Below are 21140 nucleotides of genomic sequence, written 5' to 3' on the forward strand. Positions count from 1 at the left end.
CACTCATGTCTGCCTTCCAGAAGATGACGAAGGGTCTGGCGCGCTCGGGCGCGGCCCTGGTGTGCGCGGCGGCCCTGGTGGGCTGTGGCGGGCACTCGCACGCGGTGGCGGCGCGCGACAACTCCCGCTCCCTCATCCCCCCGGAGCCGCGCCCCCTGCCGGAGCGCTCCCCGTCCGTTCCCGAGCCCGTCCGTCCGGAGGAGAAGTCCTTCGGGGCGCGCTACGCGACGCCCTCCCAGTGCGAGGCGGCGGCGCGGGCGCTCCAGGCCACGTCCCGCGACTCGGCCTGGACGGCGCTCAAGTCCTGCGTGGAGCGCACCCACTTCACCCTCCTGGGCGCGCTCCTGGCGGACGCGTGGGCCGAGGACCTGCGGGTGCGGCCGGACGCGGCGCGGATCATCGCCCACGTGGTGGCCCTGCGCGGCGGCAGCGTGCCGGGGGAGTTGTCGCTCCTGCACGAGCACAAGGTGCCCATCTTCGGGTTGTCCGACGCCATCGCCCAGCCGGACATCTACAAGGGCCGCTACCTGTTGCTGCGCGCCCAGGTGGCCGACGTGCGCAGCGACGAGGACAAGCCCACGGTGTGGCTCGTCGAGCAGGCGGTGGGCTCGGTGGTGCGCGAGCAGCCCGTGGGCGCCACCACCCGCCGTGAGTCGGTGAAGGTGCGCTCGGGCGCGCTCGGCGGGGACGTGGGCTCGTTCGGCCGCGCCAACCTGGGCGGGCAGCTCGTCACCCGGGAGAGCGAGCAGACGTCCTCCAGCCTGTCGCGCTACGACAACCTCTCCGACGAGACGGGGCGCGAGGCGCTCGGCCGCCTGACGAGCGCGGATCCCTTCTTCGCTCCGGGCAAGGACTTCGTCGTGCTCGCCCGCTTCGATGGGTTGCGCACCACCTCGAGCGGTGAGGACGAGGACGAGGACGCGCCCAAGCTGCCCGTGCTCACCATCGTCAGCTACCACGCCCCCCATCCGCTCGTCGTCTATTGACGCCCGTCGAGCCCTCCTCCGCGGGCGTTGTCCACCGCACAACGCCGGGAGCAAGCGCACGTTCACGGTGTGACGTCGCCATCGTCCTGGAGTCTCCCCCGCCGGGGGAGCCTGTGGTGCAATTCCCCTGTCTCGTAGGACCGGGGTGCCCACGTGCCCGTGCGTTTCGCTTCACGATTGATGCTCGTGCTCTGCCTGGTGGGTGTGGTGCCCCTGCTGCTGTTCGGCGCGCTGTCCTTCCACGCCAACCGGCGTGAGCTGCACCGCGTGGTGGGCGGACTCCAGACGCAGGCCGCCATGGACTTCGCGCGCTCCTGCCACCAGCTCGTCCTGTCCGGCGTGGACAACCTGCGTCTGGCCTCCAGGTACCTCCCCCTCGAGGGGCTTTCGCCCGAGCAGCTCTCCCAGGTGCTGGACATCCCCCTGCGCCAGCTGTCGGCCTTCAACCTGCTCGTGCTGGTGGACGAGCGAGGCCACGCGCTCGCCCCGGCCGTGTACTCGCCGGACGAGGACGAGCGCCCGCAGCGCGTCACCGAGGCGAGCCTCGCGCTCTTCTCGAGCCAGGCGCCCGTGCGGGCCGCGCTCGCCACGGGCGCCGCCATCGGTCCGCCGTACCACGCCCCCGAGTCCCCCGGTGGCCGCGTGGTGCTCGGGGTGCGCGTGGGCTCGGACGCCTCGCGCGTGCTGCTCGCGGAGCTGTCACTCGCCGAGCTGGGCCAGCGCGTGGAAGAGATCTCCGAGGGGGGCGGACGCGCCTTCGTCGTGGACGCGGACGGCCAGCCGGTGATCGCCTCACCTGGCCACCACGAGCTGAGCCCGGCGGAGCTCCAGCTCGTGCGCGAGGGCCTGTCCCGGGGCAGGTCCGCGGTGCGCACCGTGTCCGGCGTGGACGGGGTGGAGTACCTCGCCGCCTTCGCGCCCGTGCCGGAGCTCGGCTGGGGCGTGGTGGTGGCGCGCGAGGCCCATGCCGCCTTCGCACCCGCCGAGCAGGTGCGGCGCTCCACGGTGCTCGGGGCCCTGGTGGCGTTGGGGGCCACGGCCGGACTCGGCTTCGTGTTCGCCCGGGGCGTGAGCCAGCCCGTCGCCCGGTTGTCCGAGGGCGTGGCCGCGCTCGCCTCCGGCCGCTACGAGCAGCGCGTCGTCGAGCAGGGCCGCGATGAACTCGGACAGCTCGCCCGCTCCTTCAACCACATGGCCGGCGAGCTGCAGCGGCGTGACGCCGAGCTGCGGCGCTGGAGCGAGGAGCTGCAGCAGCGCGTGGACGAGCGCACCCAGCAGTTGCGCGAGGCGCAGGATCAAATCGCCCGCACCCGGCGGATGGCGGCGCTCGGCTCGTTCAGCGCGGGGCTCGCCCACGAGCTCAACAACCCGCTCACGGGCATCCTCGGGCTGCTGTCCCTGGCGTGCGAGGAGGTGCCCGAGGGCACGCCGCTGCGTGAGAGCCTGGAGATGTCGCTCGAGCAGTCGCGCCGCATGTGCACCATCATCCGGCAGATGCGGCAGATCACGGAGCAGGAGCGCAGCGGGGCGGGGCGGCCGTTGAATCCGGCGCAGCCCGTGCGCGCCGCGCTCCTCGAGGTGGACTCGGAGCTGCGCTCGCGGGGCATCACCCTCACGTGCGCGTTGAACGAGCCCATCCCCCAGGTGCTGGGCCACGCGGAGCAATTGCAGAGCGTGGTGTCCCACCTGTTGCGCAACGCCGTCACCGCCATGCCGGCCGGAGGCACCCTGTCGGTGGGGCTCGGCACGGTGGAGGGGGACGCGGTGTGCCTGTCGGTGAAGGACACCGGCAAGGGCATTCCCGAGTCCCTGCGCGAGCGCATCTTCGATCCCTTCTTCACGACGAAGGACGAGCCCGGGCGGATCGGGCTAGGCTTGTCGGTGGCACACGGCATCGTCGAGGCGCACCACGGCCGCATCCGGGTGGAGAGCGCCGAGGGGCGAGGCACCACCATCACCGTCATCCTTCCCGCGGTGGGCGCCGAGGCCCACCTGGTATAGGCCGGCGGACGGGAGCGAGGAGACGTGATGCGGACAGGGCCGAGGGTGCAGTCCACGAGACTCCAGGGAGCGCGGACGTGAGCCCGCGCCAGGAGCCGTCCGGACGCGCCCGAGGGTGGGTGCTGGTGCTGGTGCTGTTGCTGGCCCTGGGGGCCGGGGGGTTCTTCCTCGGCCGCTCCGCGCCGGACGTGCCGCGGCCCCCGGTGGCCGTGCCCGTGGCCGTCGCTCCGGTGCCCGTCGTGGAGGTGGCGCCGCGCGCCCGGGTGATCGAAGTGGTGGGCGCGGTGGAGCGCACCCGGGGCGAGGCCTGGATGGAGCTGCGGGTGGGCGACTCGCTCGCTCCGGACGAATCGGTGCGTACCGGCCCCGGGGCCCGGGTGGATCTCCAGGTGGGGGATGAGGCGTCGCGGCTGTCCATCCCCGAGCGCTCCGAGGTGCGGGTGGGCGAGCTCACGCGCGACGTGCACACCCTGAGCCTGGAGCGGGGCCGCATCGACGTGGACTACGGCGAGAGCCAGGCGCGCGTGTTGCGGGTGCGCAGCCAGGGCGGCACGGTGGCCCAGACGCGCGCGGCGCGCTTCACCATGCTGCGCCGCGGCGCCATGGTGGCGGTGGTGACGCGGGGCGGGGCGGTGGACGTGTCGTCCGCGGGCGCCCACATCCAGGTGGGCGCGGGGCAGCAGGGCATCGTGTTCGACGGCGCGAGGCCGGTCGGCCCCGAGCCCATTCCCCTGGACGTGCTGTTGAAGGTGGCCCGTGCCCCCACCGCGAACACGCTGTGCCTGTCGCTGTCCGGCAAGGTGCGCGTGGGCACGGAGGTCTGGGTGGAGGATGAGCCCGCGGAGGTGTCCGAGGATGGGAGCTTCCGCGCGGACGTGCCCCAGGCCCCAGGCCGCTCGCGGGTGAAGGTGTTCGCGCGGGAGCCGGGTGGCGCCACGCGGGAGGTCTCCCTGACCTGCCGTTTCCGGACCACGGCCGCCCCCCCCGCGGAGTCGGTGAAGTTCCACTGGAACGAGGCCCCCTGACGTGATGAGGGCGTACCGGGCGCCATGTGTGCTGCTGCTCGTGGGGGTGATGGCGGGGCTCCTCCCCGTGCACGCCGCCCGGGCGGACGCCGCGAGCCTCCCGTCCCAGGGCATCCGGCTCGGGTGCCAGCCCTCGCACGTGGTGCTCGGCGAGAGCGGCGAGGTGGAGGTGCGGGTGGAGCTGCCCTCGGACGCCACGCGGCTCGAGCTGTTCGCGAGCGTGGGGGCGGTGGGCGCGCCCGTGTCCGTGGCACCGGGTGTCTTTCGCGCCACCTACGTCCCGCCCCGACAGAGCCGCCCCGGAGAGGTCCTCCTCGTCGCGCGGGCGCGAGGGCCTGGGGGAGCGCTGGAGGGGTGGACCGTCCTGCCGCTCTGGGGTCAGGGCGAGGCCGAGGTGCGCACCCGGGCCCGTGCCCCCGTTTCCCTCCGGGTGGGGGAGCAGACGTTCGGGCCGATCTCCGCGGACGCGAAGGGGCTGGCGCGTGTTCCCATCACCGTGCCTCCCGGGGTGCAGGCGGCCTTCTTCGGCTCCCGGCGCATCGAGCTCGGGGTGCCTCCCTGGCCCTACGTGCATGCCGTCCCCGACCGCCGGGAGGTGTGGGCCGATCGCGAGGAGACGGTGGAGGTGTGGCTCCATCTGTCGCGCCTCGCGGGCACGCCCCAGCGCCCGCCCCGCGCCTTCTCCTTCTCCGCGTCGCGCGGCCGCGTGAGCGCGCCCATCGAGCGGGAGCCCGGGGTCTTCCTCGTGAGCTGGACCGTGCCGCCGGGGCCCATGGGCCCGCTGGAGCTGCGGGGCACGGTGGGCCGCGAGCCGCGCTGGTCCCTGCGCGTCCAGGTGGAGGCGCGGCCCGGTCCGGCCCAGCACTTCGAGATGAGGTTGGATCGCGACGAGCTCGTGGCGTCCGAGGAGGCCCGGGTGCTCGTGGAGGTCTCCGCCCGCGACGCGGTGGGCAATCCCACGCGCGCCGGACTGCGGCTCGCGTCGGAGCTGTCGGAGGAGCTGACGCTCGTCGAGCAGCGAGCGGGGGAGTACGCCGCGCGGCTGGCGCTTCCCACGCGCTTCGCGGGACGCGAGTCCGTGGAGCTGCGGCTGTTGCGCGAGGGCAGTGCGACGCCGGTGGCGACGCGCCGCCTGAAGCTGAGCGCGGGGGAGCTCGCCCGGGTGCGGATGGCGCCGCTGCGGCCCGTGCTGGTGGCGGACGGGCTGTCGGAGGCGGCCTGGCACATCTCCGTGGAGGACCGGTTCGGCAACCCCGTCGTGGGCTCGCGGCCCGAGGCCACGCTCGCCGGGGGCCTGGAGGGCACGCTCCTGGCGAAGGCGCCGGGCCAGTACGAGCTGCGCTACGTGCCGCCCGAGTCCCATGTGGACCAGCCCTCCGAGGTGGTGGTGCGCGTGGGCGAGTTGATCGAACGCGGCACGCTGCCGCTGTTGCGCCGCAGCGTGCTGTCCCTGGCGCCGCGCGTGGGCATGATGACGAACCTCGCCGATGTGCGGGCCGGGTCCGTGGGGCTGCGCGTGGAGGCGTGGCCGGTGCGCGCGTGGCCCTCCGTGGGGGTGTGGCTCGATACCGGTTACCTGTGGTTCTCGCGCACGGGCGGAACGGCGGTGCCCGGCTTCTCCGGGGAGAATGGAGTCCTCGACACCTCGCTGGCGTTGGGGTTGCGCACGCCGCGCGAGTACGGGATTCAGGCCTGGGCCGGGGCGGGCGTGGGCGTGGCGTGGGTGCGGGGTCGCGCGCGCTGGGGCGAGGGACTCGTGCTGGAGCAGAGCACCCTGGTGCTCGGAGCGCAGGCGACGCTGGGCGCGGGGATGAGGGTGGGGCCCGGGCAGCCGTTCGCCGAGGTGCGTTTCTTCCGTTTCAATGATCCGGCCCTGCCCGTGTTGAGGGGCGTGCTCCAGGGCGCCGGGTTCCACGTGGGGTACCGGCTTGAGCTCTTTTGATTGGATCCGCTGGGCAGGGGTGTTGCTGCTGGGGCTGCTCGGATTCTCCTGCTCCCAGAGCAGTGGGTACGAGCCCCAGGTGCATCGTCTGGTGCCCGGCTGGGGGCTGACCACGGCGCCGGTGTCCGGCGTCATCGAGGGCGAGAACTTCCTGGTCCTCCCCACCCAGAACGTGGGCGGAGGGGACGCGGTGACCGTGGACTCCGACTTCGATGCCTTCCTGGGCCCGCACGCGCTCGACGACGTCACGTGGACGGACACGCGCACGTTGAGGATCCAGATTCCCGAGGGCCTCGCTCCCGGCTGGTACCCGCTGACGGTGGTGACACCCCTGGGGGGCCGCGTGGAACTGCCCCAGGCGTACTACGCCTCGGATCGGCCGCTCGCGTCGTTGACCGCCCAGGGCTTCGTGGAACGGCCACGGTTGTGGCCGGACGAGCAGACCCATCTGGTGTTGACGGTGCACAACCCGGGGGGCACGCGCGCGCTCGGTGTCCGGGCGCTGCTGCGTCCGGTGGAAGCGGGGAGCGTGGAGCTGCTCTCCGCGCCCGAGCCGGAGCCCCTGGACGTGGAGCCGGGGGGATATGCCTCCTTCTCGTGGAAGCTCGCCGCCCGCGCGAAGGGGACGGTGCACTTCGCGCTGGAGCTCCAGGGCCGCGAGGAAATCACCGGGCAGGCGCTCCAGGCGGCTCCCCTCCAGGCGCTCCAGGTGGATGTCCGCGCCCGGCCCTCCAGCACGCTCCTCGTGTCGCCCCAGGTGGTGAACGTGAACCAGCCCTTCACCCTCACCCTGCGCGTGACGAACGACAGCGAGGTCCGGTTGCAGGACGTGAAGCCCTCGGTGCCGTCCGTGGAGGGCGTGAGCGTGGCCCTGCCTCCCGCGCCCCTGCCCGATCACGTGGACCTCGAGCCGCAGGAGAGCCGGGATTTCGTCTGGCTCGCCCTCGCCACGACCCCTGGCGAGGGCTTCTTCAAGGTCAGCCTGGCCGGCACGGATGCGCTCACCGGCGGCGCGGTGCCCATCGCGGAGGCCACCTCGCCCTCCTTCACCGTCCTGAAGCGAGGGGAGCTGAAGGCGCGCTTCAGCCAGTTGCCCTCGAGCGTCCGGGTGGGCGAGGTGTTCACCGTCGAGGTCTCGGTGGACAACCTCGGCCAGTCCGAGGTGCGGGGCGTGGTGCTCGATGGCGAGGGACTCGCGCAAGGCAGCCAGGGATGCCAGGTGTGGATGGTCTCGGGGCCCATGCCGCGGATGGCGGACCTGCCCGGCGGACAGGGCACGGTGTTCCGCGCGCAACTGCAAGCCTCCCAGCCGGGCTCGTGCTCCTTCCGCGTGGGCGCCCGGGGTCAGGACGCGACGGATGGCCTGCCCGTGGTGGCCCCCCTCGTCACCTCCGCGAACGTGCCCGTCACCCGGTAGGCGCCTGGGCGCGCACGCGCCTCACGAGGCCGCGATGGACAGCGGCTCCAGAGGGTCGGTGGTGCTGGCGGCGCGCACGTGGGGCGGCAGCGAGATGCGGAACGTGGTGCCCTGTCCCGGACGGCTGCTCACGGTGATGGTGCCGTCGAAGGACTCGATGATGGACTTGCAGATGAAGAGGCCCAGGCCCGTGCCCTCGCCCGGGGGCTTGGTGGTGAAGAAGGGCTGGAAGAGGTTCGCCATGTTCTCCGCGAGGATGCCCGTGCCGGTGTCTTCCACCTCCGCGCACGCCTCGCCCTTGGCGCCCGTCCACAGCCGCACGCTGATCTGATGCGAGCCCCCGTCCTCGGGGATGGCCTGGGCCGCGTTCACCACGAGGTTGAGGAACACCTGGGCCAGCCGCGCCTCGTTGGCCATCACCAGGGGCACCTCCTGGTAGTCGCGCACCACGCGGGCCCGGTAGCGGATGTGCACCAGCGCCATCTTCAGCGCCGCGTCGAGCACCTCGCGCAGGTCCACGAGCATGCTCGCGTCGTCCGAGTCCCGCGCGAACGCCTTCACGTCCCGGGCGATGTCGCGCACGCGCTCGGCGCCCTCGCGGATGTCACGCAGGGTGCTCTCCACCATCTCCAGGCGCTGCGCGAGCGAGCCCGTCTCCCCGCCCTCGGCCGGCGGGCCGCGCAGCGCCTGACGCAGCGCGGGCAGCTCCTCGTCGAGCCAGTCCAGGTTGGACAGGATGTAGGCCAGGGGCGTGTTCACCTCGTGCACCACGCCGGCGGCCAACAGCCCCAGCGAGGCCAGGCGATCGGACTGCACCAGCATGGCCTGCATGCGCTCGCGCTCCTGCCGCATCTGGTACTGCTGCAGGGCGAGCTTGAGGCGGTGCTCCAGGGCATCCACCTCGAAGGGCTTGAGCAGGTAGTCGAAGGCTCCCAGCCGCAGCGCCTCCACGGCGCTGTCCACGTTGCCGTAGGCCGTGACGATCAGGGCGTTGCAGCCGGGCTGGGCCGAGCGCAGCCACTTGAGGAACTCCAGGCCGCTCTCCCCGGGCATGTTCTTGTCGATGAGCGCGCAGGCGAAGGACTGCTCCGTGGCGAGCTTGCGCGCGGTGGCGGCGTCCGGCGCCAGCACCGGGTGGGCTCCCGCGCGCTGCACCACGAAGGACAGGAGGGTGCGCAGGGTCGGCTCGTCATCGACCACCAGCACGGACTCGGCCGCGGGATTGGGAGTCGTTCTCATCTGCGGGACCTCCGGTAGCTAGGACTCCTGGAGGACAGTCCTCCACCCGGGGTTGTGGGGAGGTCCCCGTCCCGGATTTGGAGATCCAGAAGGTAGGGCAAGCTGCGGATCTTCCGTTGCGATTGCAAGGGAGCGGGAGCAGTCCGGCCTATCACGTCATCAAGGAATTACATGAGGTATCCCGTCCTGGAAGGGGAATCACCCCGGAGTCCGGCCTAAAGCGCGATACCCACCAAATGGAGATGACCCAACCCGTCGTCGAAGCGCCGGGCGTATTGATAGAAAAGCGACACGGGGAAGGCCTGTCCGAAGCGGGTGCGCAGGAAGAGCGCGCCGCCCACCGCCCGGTGATCCGCGCGTCCGTCCGTGCGCGCCCAGGTGCCGAAGGCCTCCGCCTCCAACTGGCTGATGAAGAAGGACGGCGCCAGCCAGAGCAGGGACGTCCAGCCGTGATCGAAGATGATGCGGTAGCGGTAGCGCGCCGTGGCGATGAGGACCTGACGCGCACTGAGCGCGAAGTCCTCATAGCCGCGCAGGCTCTCCACGAAGCTCAGTCCGGGCTGCAGGCGCAGGGGCATGTTGCGGGTGTCCTCGGGGCCCTGGCGCCGCTGGAGGGCGAAGGTGCCCAGGGGCACGCCTCCCACCTGGAGCAGCCCCTCGGGGGACTGGGGCAGGACGCGGCCCACGAGTGACAGCTGCAGGTTGTCGCGCCGCACGAAGGGCAGTCCGGGCAGGTAGGCGCTCAGCTCGGCGCGCACGTCCGCGAAGGGCCGGGTCTCGCCGAAGGCCAGGGGGTAGACGCCCGCGCCCAGCGCCAGGCCGATTCCCCGCTGCGTCCCGCCGTAGGAGGTGCTCTCCCCGGCGAAGTAGGACACGCTGGCCGAGGGGCCGATGAGCGAGGTGCGCACGCCCGGGCGCTTGGAGGTGGCGTACCAGTCGCGGCGCAGCCCGAGCAGGCTGAATCTCACCGGCGTGGTCCAGAAGGTCCGCGACAGGGACAGCGAGGCCTGGAGATCCCTCCGGCCCTCCTGGACGAGGCGCGCTCCGGACAGCCGCAGGTACCAGGGGGCGGGCAGGGCGTTGCCGTAGTCGAGCGTGAGGCTGGGATCCCTCAGCCGCGTGTCGGCCTCCACCCCGAGCGCGTACTGGTGGAAGCCCAGCCGGTCCTGCCCCGCGAGCAACAGGCCCCCGTAGCCGATGAACCGGCCGGGCGCGCTCGCGTCGGGCAGCGCGTAGACATAGGGCGCGCGCAGCTCCGGCAGGAAGAAGCGCTCCAGGGGGGAGTAGGGCTCGTCGGAGAGGATGTCGAGCCGGTGCTCCAAGGGAGGCGTGACGGCGGGCGCGGACTCGAGGGGAAGGGACTCGGGGGCGGGCTCCAGGGCGGGCGCCTGGGCGAGGGCCTCGGGCGGGGCGGGCACGACGAGGGGCGCGGCATCCAGCGAGAAGTCGAAGCCGTGGCGGTTGAGGAAGACGACCTCCGAGCCGCCGAGCGGCGCCACGTCCATGACGAGGTGGGGCGCATCGGTGACGCGTGAGGGCTCGCCGCCCGCGAGGTCGAGCACGTGCGCTTGCCAGCGGCCCGCGTGCTCGCGCAGGAAGACGATCCGGCCCGCGTCCACCCAGCGGGGCGAGTAGTTGAAGTGCGCGTCGTCGGTGAGCGGGCGCACGGTGCCATCGGCCTCGCGCAGCGCGAGGTTCCATCCCCGGGGGGTGAGGCGGGGGAAGACGATGCGCCCGTCGGCGGACACGGCCGGAGGCCCGAGCGACACCTGGCCCTCGAAGTGGGTGAGAGGGGAGCGTGCGCCGGTGGCGAGCTCCAGCCGGACGAGGTTGGCGGTGTCGCCCTGGACCTGGACGAAGACATACGCCTGACCATCCGGCGTGACGCCGCCGCCCATGCCCTCGAGGCCCTCCCACGTGCGCACCACCTCGCCGGTGCGCGCGTCCACCCGCCACACGCGCGACAGGTAGCTGCCCAGGGCGTCGACGTCCGCGGCCACGAGGAAGAGCGACTGGCCATCGGCGGTGAAGGACAGGCCGCTCATGTTGAGCGGGTGGGTGGAGATCCACCGGCGCCCGGGGAGGAACTGGGTGAGCGAGCGGCGGAAGCGCGGCGAGCCATCGCGCTCGCGCACGGTGAGGTGGGGCACCGCGTCACGGCCCACGTCCACGGTGGCCAGGGCGCCATCGGTGGGCGAGGCCGCGAGCCGGGCGAAGTAGCCCACCTCGGGGGCGAGCACCCGCTGCGTGGGGGGACGCTCGCGCCGGGGGAGCTCCCGGGCGAGGTCCTGGGTGAAGGCGTCGAAGAGCGTGCCGAGGGTGGCGCCGTATACGGCCTTGAAGCGCAGCGTCACCGCCACGGGGGGCAGGAGGGTGGTGCCCTGCGCCTCCACCAGCCGCCACAGCCGCTCCTCCCCGTAGGTGCGCGCGAGCCACTCCACGAAGTGGCTGCCCATGAGGTAGTTGCCCCCGAAGGGGTCCATCCGCCGGTGCTCGGGGGAGAGGTAGCCCGCGTGGAAGCCTCCACCGAGCTCCTGGGCGGTGGCCTCGAAGAAGCCCCGCCAGACCGGGCTGTGCGGCCGGCCCTGGTGCTGGCCCAGCCGCCCCTCGTAGTAGACGGCCAGCCCCTCGAGGAACCAGGACTCGGTGAGGGTGTTGGGCTGGAACAGGCCCCCCGTCACGGTGTTGACCGCGCCCCACAGGCCGCCCGTCTGCTCCATCTGCACGTAGTGCACGGCCTCGTGACAGCCCACCGAGCCCAGCTCCGCGGGGCCGAAGCCCAGGAGGTTGAAGAGCTCCAGCGACATGTGCGCCGGCAACACCATCTGCTGGGGGACGCTGGAGTAGTCCGGGGCGACGTACGCGTTGTTGAAGTCCTCACCCGTCAGGTAGACGAGCACCCGGGAGCGGGAGTGGGCGGGACGGGGCAGCAGGCGCAGCCGCTCGACGCAGTCCTCCACCCGCGCCGCGATGCGCAAGGCGCTGGGGCGCAGCCGTGCGGGGTAGTACAGCTCGAGCGTGCGCGTGGTCAGCTTGCGCATGTCCGCCCGGACGAAGTCCGTCTGGACGTTCTGTTCGAAGCGGGGTGTGACGAAGGCGCACCCCGCGAGGGAGAGCAGGAGCACCAGGAGGGGGAGGAAGCGGCGCGGCATCAACACCCCATCCTAGGGGGGTGCGCAATTGATGGCGATGAACTTGGATTTCGCGGTAAGGGGGCGTTCGTTTCGTTACGGTCGACTGTCCCGGAAGAGGAATCCTTCATGGCTCATCCCGCCCCTCCGCATGTCCAATCCGCCCAGGCCCAGGTCGCCGCTGCCCTCGAGCAGCTCGCGGGCAAGCCCGTGGATCTCCTGAAGACGCCCTGGCAGGAAGTGGAATCCGCCCTGCCGAACCTGCTTGGTGGCGCCTTCGATCCGAACAACCAGAACCACCAGGTGCTCGCGCTGGGAATCGGCGGAGCGCTGGCCGAGCGTCTGGCGGGCGACCATGGGGCGTTCTGGTTCCTCAACCGCGAGTCCCCCGAGGGGGCGTCGCTGGGCTTCCCCGACGCGCTCATCGTGCTGTCGCCGTTTGGCGAGGTGATGAACTCGCTCATCGCCGGCAAGCTGTCGCGCCTGGAGGAGCTGTCCGCGAACATCCGCGGCATGCTGGGCAAGGCGCGCTTTGGCGGCGCGGGTGGCGGGCAGAAGCTGGGCCCGGCGGACTACCAGCGGCTCATCGATCCGGGCTTCATGCAGTTCCTGGTGATGGATCCGGCCAAGACGGTCAAGGCGCTGGACACCGCGCCGGACGTGCTGGCGCGGGAGATCCGCGACGCGCTGGGCCGGGCGCAGATTCCGAAGGAAGTGCGCCAGCAGTTCGAGGGCCAGGTGCTCACGGCGCTGCAGCAGATGCAGCCGGGCAAGAAGCTGTCGGAGCAGGTGGACACGGCGCCGCGCATCGTGGAGCTGATGGCGCACCTGTTCGGCACGCAGGCGAGCACGGGCGCGGCACAGAACGAGTTCTGGGGCCACCTCATCCTGCCCATGCTCTTCATCGGCGCGCCGCAGGACTTCCCGCCGGTGGACGAGGAGGAGATCCAGGCGTTCACCCAGGGCGTGGCGCCGATGGAGCTGTTCGTGGACGTGGTGCCGCACTCGGTGCAGGCGCCGGACGAGGGGCTGCTGGGCGCGTTCGATCGCACCGAGGTGAGCCCGCTGCACGCGAGCTTCGAGCGCTCGCGGGCGCCCTTGCACCTGCTCAAGCTGAACATGGAGCGGCTCAAGCCGGTGCTGGCGAAGTTCGATCCGAACCAGATGGTGGACACGGTGCGCCGCTTCACCAAGTACATGGAGGAGAAGGCCGGCAAGGGCGCTCCCCCCAACCCGCAGAACGAGGAGATGCTCAAGGCGGCCTCGGTGCTGCTGGGCGACCTCAAGAAGCTGGTGCTCGAGGGCAAGGGCGACGTGTGCCTGCGCCAGATGACCGAGGGCGACGCCATGTCCGAGCGTGACCTGGCCGCCGTGCGCAACGCCCTGCAGGGGCCCCGCATCATCCTCAGCTAGCCAGGCCTCGCCACGCGGCGCTCTGGGCCTGTCCCGTGCGCCGCGTGGAGTGGAAGTCAATCCGCGCGGGCGAACTGGAACTGCAACTCCTGTCCATTCGCGCGCCGGATGCTGAGCTGGATGGGGCTCGCCGGAGCGCCCACGGTGCGTTGCTCGGCCTCCATGCGGCTGCGCACCACCTGCCCATCCACCCTCAGCACCTGGTCTCCCACGAGCAGCCCCGCCTGCTCCGCCGGACCCTGCGGCGTCAGCCACGCCACGGAGACCCAGCCGCGCTCCTCGCTGAAGCCCGCGCCCACCGTGCCCGAGGCCGCCTTGCTCCTCGACACCGGCACGTCCCCCAATTCCACCGTCTCGCCCGAGGTCACCGTCACCGTGCGCGTCTCGGGAATGCCATTGAGCGGGTAGAGCCGCAGGGTGTGGGGGCCGGGTGCCACGTCGTCCAACCGGAAGCGGCCATCCGCCCCGGTGCTCGCATCGGCCGCACCCGCCATGGGCTTGTCCAGGTAGAGGGCCACGTTCTCCGCTGGTGCGTGGTTGCTCCAGATAGCCCGGCCCGAGATGGAGGCCGTGCCCCCCGTGAGTGTGATCTCCACCCGAGCGCTCTGTCCCGGCTCGAGCTTCACCGCGGCCTCTCCCGTGCGCCCATCCGTCGTGCGGACGCTCACGCGCAAGGGGAGGCCCGGCGCCTGGGTCAGGACGAAGGAGTCTCCCGTGAAGGAGCGCTCGACGACCTGGCGTGTCTCCCACGGCAGCGCCGAGCCGTCCTCCTGGAGGAGCTTCAGCAGGAAGCCCTGGGGCACGCCGCCGCGGCTCACGACCTTGCCGTGCAGGGTGGCCGCGGGGCGCAGCCGGATGACGGACTCCTCCTTCTCCTTCGCCTCGATGAGCTCGCCCACGCGGCCCGCGTTGTGCGCCATCAGCCGCAGCGGCGCGGCGTTCGCCCCTCGAGGTGGGAAGGCGAAGCGCCCTTCCTCATCCGCCCGGAGGGTGCTGGTGATGGCGTACTGACCCGTCTGGATGCCGGCCACCTGGGCGTTGGGGCTGGGGACTCCGGAGGGCTCGAGGACGGTCCCCTCCACGCCGCGATTGTCGACCAGCGTCAGGTCCTGCACCACCGCCGTGCCCGCCGCCACCGTCACCGTGGGCTCATCCTCCCGGAAGACGGTGATACGCGAGCCGGGGAGGAGCGCGGCGAGCTGGTAGTTGGCCGCGGGCAGCTCGAGCGAATAGCGGCCCCGCGCGTCCGTGTCCGCGTAGGTGACTTCTCCCCCCCGTAGCTGGGACTCCAGGGCCCGGGCGCGCACCGTCACCGGCTGGGACAGGGGAGCTCCGGAGGCCTGCTTCACCTGGCCCCGCACGGTGCCCGTCTGCCCCAGGGTGAAGTCCAGCCGGGTGATCTCTCCCGCCTTCGTGCTCGTGGCCCGTATCGTCCAGTGCGCCGAGTCCTGCCGCCGCGCCATCGCCGGGAAGCTGCCCACCTCCAGCCCTTCCAGGCGGTAGGTTCCATCCGAGTCCGTTCGCGCGGTGTGCCCGTGCGCCCGGACATGGGCGCCCGTCACCGGCCTCCCGTCCGGGTCGGACACCACGCCCGTGAGGATTCCCGCCGCCTGGAGCTGGAAGTCCACGGCCACGCGCTGGCCCGGCACCACCACCAGGGCGGCGCGCACCCCGCGGCTCAGGCGCGGGGCCAGCGCCACCACGTCGTACTCGCCCGGTGGCAGGTTGAACGTGTAGCGCCCCTCCGAGTCCGCGGTGGTCCGGCTCACCTCGCCATCCTCACCCGCGGGGCTGGCCACCAGGCTCGCTCCCGGTACCGGCGCACCACTGGCCGCCTCCGTCACCGAGCCCGTCAGGCCGCTCCCAGTCCCGAGGGTGATGCGCAGCTCGCCGCGCGTCTCTCCCGGCCCTACCGAGAGCAGGCCGGGAACACGCCCCAGACGCTCGCCGTGCCGCGCCGCCAGCAGCCAGGTGCCGTTGGCCACCTCCAGGGAAAACGCCCCCGTGGCGCTCGTGGTGACGTGGGGCACCTGCGTCCTGCCCAGGGCCAGCACCTCGGCGCCCTCGACGGGCTGGCCGTTCTCGCCCACCACGAAGCCCTCCAGCACGCTCGCGCTCCACAGCTCCACTTCCAGCTCACCGGCGGAGGGCACCGTGACGAGGCGCACCGTGCGCCGGCTGTGGCCCGGAGCTTCCGCGGTGAGCGCATAGCGGCCCGGTGACAGCCCGGAGAAGGTGAAGTGGCCGTGGGCGTTCGCGATCGTCACCGCCGTCTCCTCCGGCACGTCCACGGCACGCGAGGTCGGGCGGAGCGCCTCGGTATAGGGACGCAGCGACAGCTCCGCGAGGGGAACGGGCTCACCGCGCCCGGCGGCGATGACGCGGCCTCGCAGCTCCACGGCGGCGCTCAGGGACAACTCCACGGCCGTCTCCACTTCACCGGCCGGACGATCCACCTCGCGGCGCGCGGGACCATGACCCTCGGCGGCCGCGCTCAGCAGGTAGGCGCCCGGAGCCGCTGGCAGCCGCAGCGTTCCATCCCGCCCCGTGGGCCCCGCGCCCGCCCGGAGCCAGCGCACCTGGCCCGTGCCGTCATCCGGCCCTCGCAGGTACGCCTGCACCTGTGCGCCCTCGAGGGGCCGGCCCTCGGCCACCACACGCACCACGAAGACTCCCTCACTGGCGGCGGCGGGAGTCTCCAGGACGGGAGTGGAGCGCGGCACCTCTCCGGTCGAGGCCAGGCCCCCGGCGAGGGGTATCCGGGCGGCGGTGGGGGCGAGCGGGGGAGGGCGCTCGGCGGGGTGCTCGAGCGGGCCCTCTTCCGCGGGCCGCGACCACAGCAGGAGGGAAGCGAGGACCGCCAGTCCCAGGGCGAGGGCGAGCGGCAGACGAACACGATGGGACATGCTCATGCGCTGTCACCTAGCTCGGAAACAATTTGCGGTACTGCCCACCCAGGCGCTGGAGCTCCTCGTGCGTGCCTTGTTCGACCAGCTCGCCCTTGGACAACACGAGCACCCTGTCGGCTTCCATGGCGGTGCTGAGCTTGTGGGTGATGAGGAGGGTGGTTCGCCCCTTGCGTGCCTGCTTGATGGCCGCCATGACCCCGCGCTCCGTGGCGCTGTCGAGATTGCTCGTGGACTCGTCGAGGATCAGGATGGGCGCGTCCTTCATGATGGCCCGGGCGATGTTGATGCGTTGCAACTGACCGGTCGACAGGTTCGCACCGCCTTGCGCCACCTGGGCGTTGTAGCCCTGGGGAATGGACTCGATGAACGAGGCGATGTTCGCCACGTGCGCGATTCGCGCGACGTCATCCGGACGCAGGGGATGCATCATCGTGATGTTGTCATTGATGGACTGCTGGAACACATGGCTGCCCTGGAACATGACGCTCACGTGCCGCCGCAGCTCGCGGGGATCGAGTTCCCGGGTGCTCACGCCGTCGATCCGGACCTCGCCGGAGGTGGGCAGATAGAAGGCGGCCAGCAGGTTCGCGATCGTGCTCTTGCCCGAGCCCGTCTCCCCGATGATCGCCACGCACTCGCCCGCGGAGATCTGGAAGCTGACGTTCTTGAGGACGGGGCGGCGATGCTTGTACTCGAAGGAGACCCGGTCGAACTGGAGATGGCCTTGCACGGAGGGAAGGGCGATGGGACTGGAGACCCGGGTCTCCTCCGCGGGCAGCTTCAGCACCTCATCCAGCCGCGCCATTCCCAGGAAGGCCGAGTGGAGGTTGAGCAGCATCGTCGGCAACCGCTGGAGGGGCATGAGGTGCAACGTCACCATGCCGAAGATGACCAACAACTCCCCCGCGCTGATGTGCCGCGCCAGCACGCGTGACCCGCCGTACCAGAGCACGGCGCCAATGACCAACGTGGTCGTCAACATGCTCCACAGCAGGGGCAGGAGCATCGAGACGCGCAGCTCGTGCCGGGCCTTCACGAGCGTGTCGTACTTGTCGAGGAGCAGCCGGGTATAGCCCTTCTCGGCGGAGGCGATCTTGATGACACGGACTCCCTCGAAGACCTCGAGCAGCCGGCCAGCGAACTCATCTCCCTGGGTGAGCGCGTCGAGCTGGGCCGACCTGACGCGCTCCGACAGGAAGAACGTCCCCAGCAAGACGGGGGGAATCGCGCAGAGCGAGAAGAGGGCCAGGACCGGATCCAGGGACACGATGATTCCCAAGGTCCCGGCGAACACCAGACCCTCGACGAGCAGGGAGACCAGCCCCTCGGTGAGCGCGCCCTGGATGGAGTCGAGCTGATTGACGCGCATGACGAAGCCCGAGATGTTCCGGCTGTCGAACACGCGCATGGGCAGCGTCATGAGGTGCTGGACGTACTGTCTGCCATACATGAGCTGCACCGCATGACCCACGCGGGCCGTCAGCCACATGCGGAGGAACTGCAACAACGACTGCAACAGGCCCGCGGCCACGAGCGCGGCGCCCAGCAACGTCAGGGAGTCCTGGGCGCGTGCCGGCAGGATGTCATCGAAGAATTGCTTGAGGAAGAACGAGGTGCTCCACCCCAGGGTCGTGGCGAGCACGGAGAGGCCCAGCGCCAGCAGCAGCGGATTCACATGGGGCAGCAGGGTGCGCGCGAGCGCGGTCAACGCCTGGAAGTCCGGGGAGCGGGTCCGCAACTCGGCCGTGGGGTGGAACTCCACGGCATAACCCGACCAGGAGTCCTCGAGCTGCTGGCGCGACATGCGACGCGACCCCAGCCGGGGATCCACGATGGACACGCCCTCGGGAGTCCACTCATCCAGGACGACGTAATGCCCGACGTTGTCCTTGAGATGCAGGATGGCGGGGAGCTTCGCCTGGGCCAGGGCGTCATACGTCGCCCGCGCGGGCCTGGCATCGAAGCCGATCGCCCGCCCACCATCCCGGAGCCCCGCGAGGGACGTCCCGTCCCGATCGGTGCCGACCAGGGACCGGGCGTGCTCGAGGGAGAGGTGGTGCCGGTGATGACCCGCGATGCTGGCGAACGCGGCCGCGCCACAGTCGGAGGGATCGGCGGCGCGTACCCATGGCGTGCGCTGGCGCATGCTCCAACTACCCGACAGCAGCAGCACGGACCGCCTCCTTCCACGGAATGCTCGAGGACGCCAGGGGGTAGTGGATGCTGCCGGCGCTCAGCATGGACGCCAGGTTCTCGTAGATGGGCAGGCCGGTCAGCTGGGCGATCCAATCGAACTGCCCGTTGGGGTTCACTTCCAGGAAGACGAACTGGCCCTCGGCGGTCACGATCATGTCGACACTGCCGAACACGAGCCCCAGGCGATCCATGAGCCGCAACAGCTTGTCACCCACGTGGGTGGGCAGCTCGTAGGGCTCGTGCCGCACATGCTCCAGGTCGTAGCGCCTCCAGTCCGTCCGGGTGCGCCGGCTGTCCTGGGAGTGGATGGCGCACGCGAAGATCCGCCGGCCGACGATGACGATGCGCAGCTCCAACTGCTTGTCGACGTAGGGCTGGAAGATGCCTGGCGTGGGCACCCGGCCCTCCGTCTCTTGCAAATCCTCTTCCTTGACCCGGCTCGTGTAGAGCGTCCCCACGCGCTCGGGGCGCTCCGCCGTTCCACCACTCGTCCTGATGAAGGGGGTGAACGGTTTGTAGATGATGGACCCCGCCTGCTGGCGGTGGAAGTCGCGGGCGAAGCGCAGATCCGCCGTGTAGAGCGTGGAGGGGATGTCGAGCCCCACCTGGGCCGCGACGAGCAGTTGCGCGCACTTCTCCTCGTAGGCGGTGTGGAAGGGGGGCGGGTTCACGCAGAAGACATCGCTGGCCTTGAGCGCGAGGCCCAGACCCGAGCAGAACGACTTCCACTCCCGCTTGTAGAACGCCCACTCCCTTGCCCTGGACGCGAGGCCCTTGAGCGCCGGATCATGGGAGAAGCGTTGCCATCCACGCCACAACAAGGCTGATTTGATCTCCGACGCGTCGAAGCGGCGTCCACCGAGCTGGAGCTGGAGCCGGCCGCGGCCTTCCTCGCTCTGGGAAACATAGACAGCGACGGAGTCCTCCACCGCCTGTGTGTCGAGTACCACGGGCTGCTCGCCCGCCGCCGTCAGGACTTGCTGGAGCCGCACCACGGTGTTGTCTTGGGCGTACGCCGTCACGAGCAGGATCACACGAGCCTCATCGAAAAAGGAGCCGCACGGTGGAGAAGGGCGCCTCCCGGCAAGGCCGGAGCGCCCAACTCCATCCAATGAAACCAAGGACTCTCGCGGTTAGACCGAGAGCTCCATGTCGGACACGTCGAAGCCGTCACCGCACAGCTTGATGGTCAGGGCCGGAGTGGTGGGCGTGGAGGGCTCGAGCGAGTCGCTGGACAACCCGGTGCAACCGACGACATCGAGGAGGTTGGCCTCCTCGTCCTCGATGTACTGCAATCCGAAAATGGGCGACTTCTGGCTGTTGTTCGTCTCGGTCAGCATAAAATCCTTTCCGGGGGTTGAGGAATTCAATCCCATGAGCACTGTACCGAGTCGTGGTGTCTGTGGAAAGGGGTTGTGCGGGCATTTCGTGTCTGGATTGTTGTTGCTTTGGAGGCAACAAGTGAGAGGCGTTGCTTTGGAGGCAACAAGTGAGAGGCGTTGCCTTGGAGGCAACAGGCGCCGGAGGCGTCTCCCCCCATCCTGGCCACCAACGAAGAGGGGGGCGAACCACCCTGGCGGTTCGCCCCCCTCTCGAAGCACTGCTCTCCCGCTCAAGCGCTCGCGCGAGCGCGTGACGTGGGCTCCGTGCGGAGCCGCAGGGACTTGAGGCCCCGGAGGGTGAAGTGCGACACGTTCTCCAGGCGCTGGCCGGGGACGAGGGAGAGCTGGCGGTCCGGCGTGAGCAACTCCTCCAGCGCCACCTTGGCCTCCAGCCGCGCCAGGGGCGCTCCGAGGCAGAAGTGGATGCCGTGGCCGAAGGCGACCTGTCCCGCGACGTTGCGTGTCACGTCGAAGCGATCCGGATCCTGGAACTTGCGCGGGTCTCGATTGGCGGAGCCGAAGAGCAACAGGACGCTCGCCCCCGCGGGGATGCGCACGCCGGACACCTCCACCTCCTGCGTCGTCTTGCGGAAGAGCGCCTGCGCGGCCGAGTCGAAGCGAAGCATCTCCTCCACCGCGTTGGGGATCAGCTCGGGCTCGCGCGTGAGCCGCTCCAGTTGATCGGGCTGGCCGAGCAGCGCGCGCATGCCGTTGCCGAGCAGGTTGGTGGTGGTCTCGTTGCCCGCCACGAGCAGCAGCCGGCAGAAGGCGGACGCGTCCTCCACGGAGAGCACGCCCTCGCGCACGCCGTTGTCCAGCAGCGCCTGGATGAGATCCTCCCGGGGCTGCTGGCGGCGCGCTTCCAGGGCCTGCGCCATGTAATCGGCCATTTCGCGGGAGCTGTGCTCGAGGCCAGTCAGCTCCGTGCCCTTGACGAGCGCGAAGGAGATGGCGATGGCATCATCGGACCAGCGCTTGAAATCGTGCCGGCGCTCCGGCTCCACGCCCAACATCTCCGCGATGACGATCATGGGCAGCGGCTCGGCCAGGTCCTTGATGAGATCGAACTCGCCCGAGCGGGGGAGCTGGGAGATGAGCTCGCGGGCGATCTGCCGGATGCGCGGCTCCATCTCGGCGATGCGCTTGGGGGTGAAGGCCCGGGTCACCAGGTTCCGGGTCTTCGTGTGGGTGGGTGGATCCTCGTTGATGAGGACGCCCCGGCGGAAGCCGCGCACGGAAATGGGGGCCACCTTCTCCGCCGCGTCGAGCCGCTCCGGTTGCACGATGGCTCGCGCGGAGGAGAAGACCGCCGGGTTCTTGGTGATGGCGACGACGTCCTCGTAGCGGCTGACGATGTACCAGCCGAGCTGCTCGTTGAAATAGACGGGGGAGTGCTCCCGGAGCGCCGTGTAATAGGGGTAGGGATCGGCCTGCACCGTGGACAACAGGGGATTGTAGTCACTGGCTTGCATGGTGGATGGCTCCAGGAGGAGGGTGGG

13 protein-coding genes are annotated in these 21140 nt (G+C 70.9%); 6 read left to right on the top strand and 7 right to left on the bottom strand.

The genetic code is table 11. The annotated features are described in order from the left end of the window. The first annotated feature begins 5 nt into the window (after positions 1-5). The 5 genes from F0U63_RS18375 to F0U63_RS18395 all read left to right on the top strand — a co-directional run bounded on the left by F0U63_RS18375 (position 6) and on the right by F0U63_RS18395 (position 7371). A complete protein-coding gene (locus F0U63_RS18375) occupies positions 6-986 on the top strand; it encodes a hypothetical protein (protein WP_395847221.1) in 981 nt (326 codons plus the stop codon). A 153-nt stretch (positions 987-1139) separates the two neighbouring features. Beyond that, positions 1140-2987, top strand: coding sequence for an ATP-binding protein (locus F0U63_RS18380; RefSeq protein ID WP_395847222.1), 1848 nt, complete (start codon positions 1140-1142; stop codon positions 2985-2987). 77 nt (positions 2988-3064) lie between these two features. Further along, positions 3065-4012 carry a FecR domain-containing protein gene (locus tag F0U63_RS18385; RefSeq protein WP_395847223.1) on the top strand — a complete coding sequence of 316 codons (948 nt, stop codon included), beginning with the start codon at positions 3065-3067 and terminating at the stop codon, positions 4010-4012. A 1-nt stretch (position 4013) separates the two neighbouring features. Then, positions 4014-5954 (top strand): hypothetical protein, encoded by a 1941-nt coding sequence (locus tag F0U63_RS18390; RefSeq protein WP_395847224.1) that lies wholly within the window; start codon positions 4014-4016, stop codon positions 5952-5954. After that, positions 5941-7371, top strand: coding sequence for a hypothetical protein (locus tag F0U63_RS18395; RefSeq protein WP_395847225.1), 1431 nt, complete (start codon positions 5941-5943; stop codon positions 7369-7371). The genes F0U63_RS18390 and F0U63_RS18395 overlap by 14 nt, the downstream gene beginning before the upstream one ends. 21 nt (positions 7372-7392) lie before the next feature. Here the strand turns inward: F0U63_RS18395 and F0U63_RS18400 are convergent, their stop codons facing one another. Together F0U63_RS18400 and F0U63_RS18405 are read right to left on the bottom strand one after the other, a co-directional pair. Continuing rightward, entirely contained in the window at positions 7393-8610 is a 1218-nt protein-coding gene (locus F0U63_RS18400) for a sensor histidine kinase (protein WP_395847226.1), read from the bottom strand. Positions 8611-8825: 215 nt separating this feature from the next. Then, positions 8826-11762, bottom strand: a complete 2937-nt coding sequence (locus F0U63_RS18405) for a hypothetical protein (protein WP_395847227.1) — start codon at positions 11760-11762, stop codon at positions 8826-8828. A gap of 108 nt (positions 11763-11870) precedes the next feature. On the opposite strand from F0U63_RS18405, the gene F0U63_RS18410 reads away from it, so the two are divergent. Continuing rightward, the gene (locus F0U63_RS18410) at positions 11871-13154 is read left to right on the top strand and encodes a hypothetical protein (protein WP_395847228.1); all 1284 of its coding nucleotides are present in this window, start codon (positions 11871-11873) and stop codon (positions 13152-13154) included. Positions 13155-13210: 56 nt separating this feature from the next. Here the strand turns inward: F0U63_RS18410 and F0U63_RS18415 are convergent, their stop codons facing one another. The 5 genes from F0U63_RS18415 to F0U63_RS18435 form a co-directional block, all read right to left on the bottom strand. Further along, positions 13211-16066, bottom strand: a complete 2856-nt coding sequence (locus tag F0U63_RS18415) for a carboxypeptidase regulatory-like domain-containing protein (protein ID WP_395847229.1) — start codon at positions 16064-16066, stop codon at positions 13211-13213. Positions 16067-16076: 10 nt separating this feature from the next. Continuing rightward, positions 16077-18236, bottom strand: coding sequence for a peptidase domain-containing ABC transporter (locus F0U63_RS18420; protein WP_395847230.1), 2160 nt, complete (start codon positions 18234-18236; stop codon positions 16077-16079). Then, complete coding sequence (locus F0U63_RS18425; RefSeq protein WP_395847231.1) at positions 18217-19293, bottom strand: hypothetical protein; 1077 nt, start codon at positions 19291-19293, stop codon at positions 18217-18219. The genes F0U63_RS18420 and F0U63_RS18425 overlap by 20 nt, the downstream gene beginning before the upstream one ends. Positions 19294-19392: 99 nt before the next feature. Next, positions 19393-19599: a herpeto-tandem family RiPP gene (locus tag F0U63_RS18430; protein WP_395847232.1), complete on the bottom strand. Its 207-nt coding sequence runs from the start codon at positions 19597-19599 to the stop codon at positions 19393-19395. Between the two features lie 272 nt (positions 19600-19871). Continuing rightward, complete coding sequence (locus tag F0U63_RS18435; protein ID WP_395847233.1) at positions 19872-21113, bottom strand: cytochrome P450; 1242 nt, start codon at positions 21111-21113, stop codon at positions 19872-19874. Positions 21114-21140 lie beyond the last annotated feature (27 nt).

The organism is Cystobacter fuscus (assembly GCF_044360685.1).
In the GTDB taxonomy this organism is placed as follows: Bacteria; Myxococcota; Myxococcia; order Myxococcales; family Myxococcaceae; genus Cystobacter; species Cystobacter fuscus_C.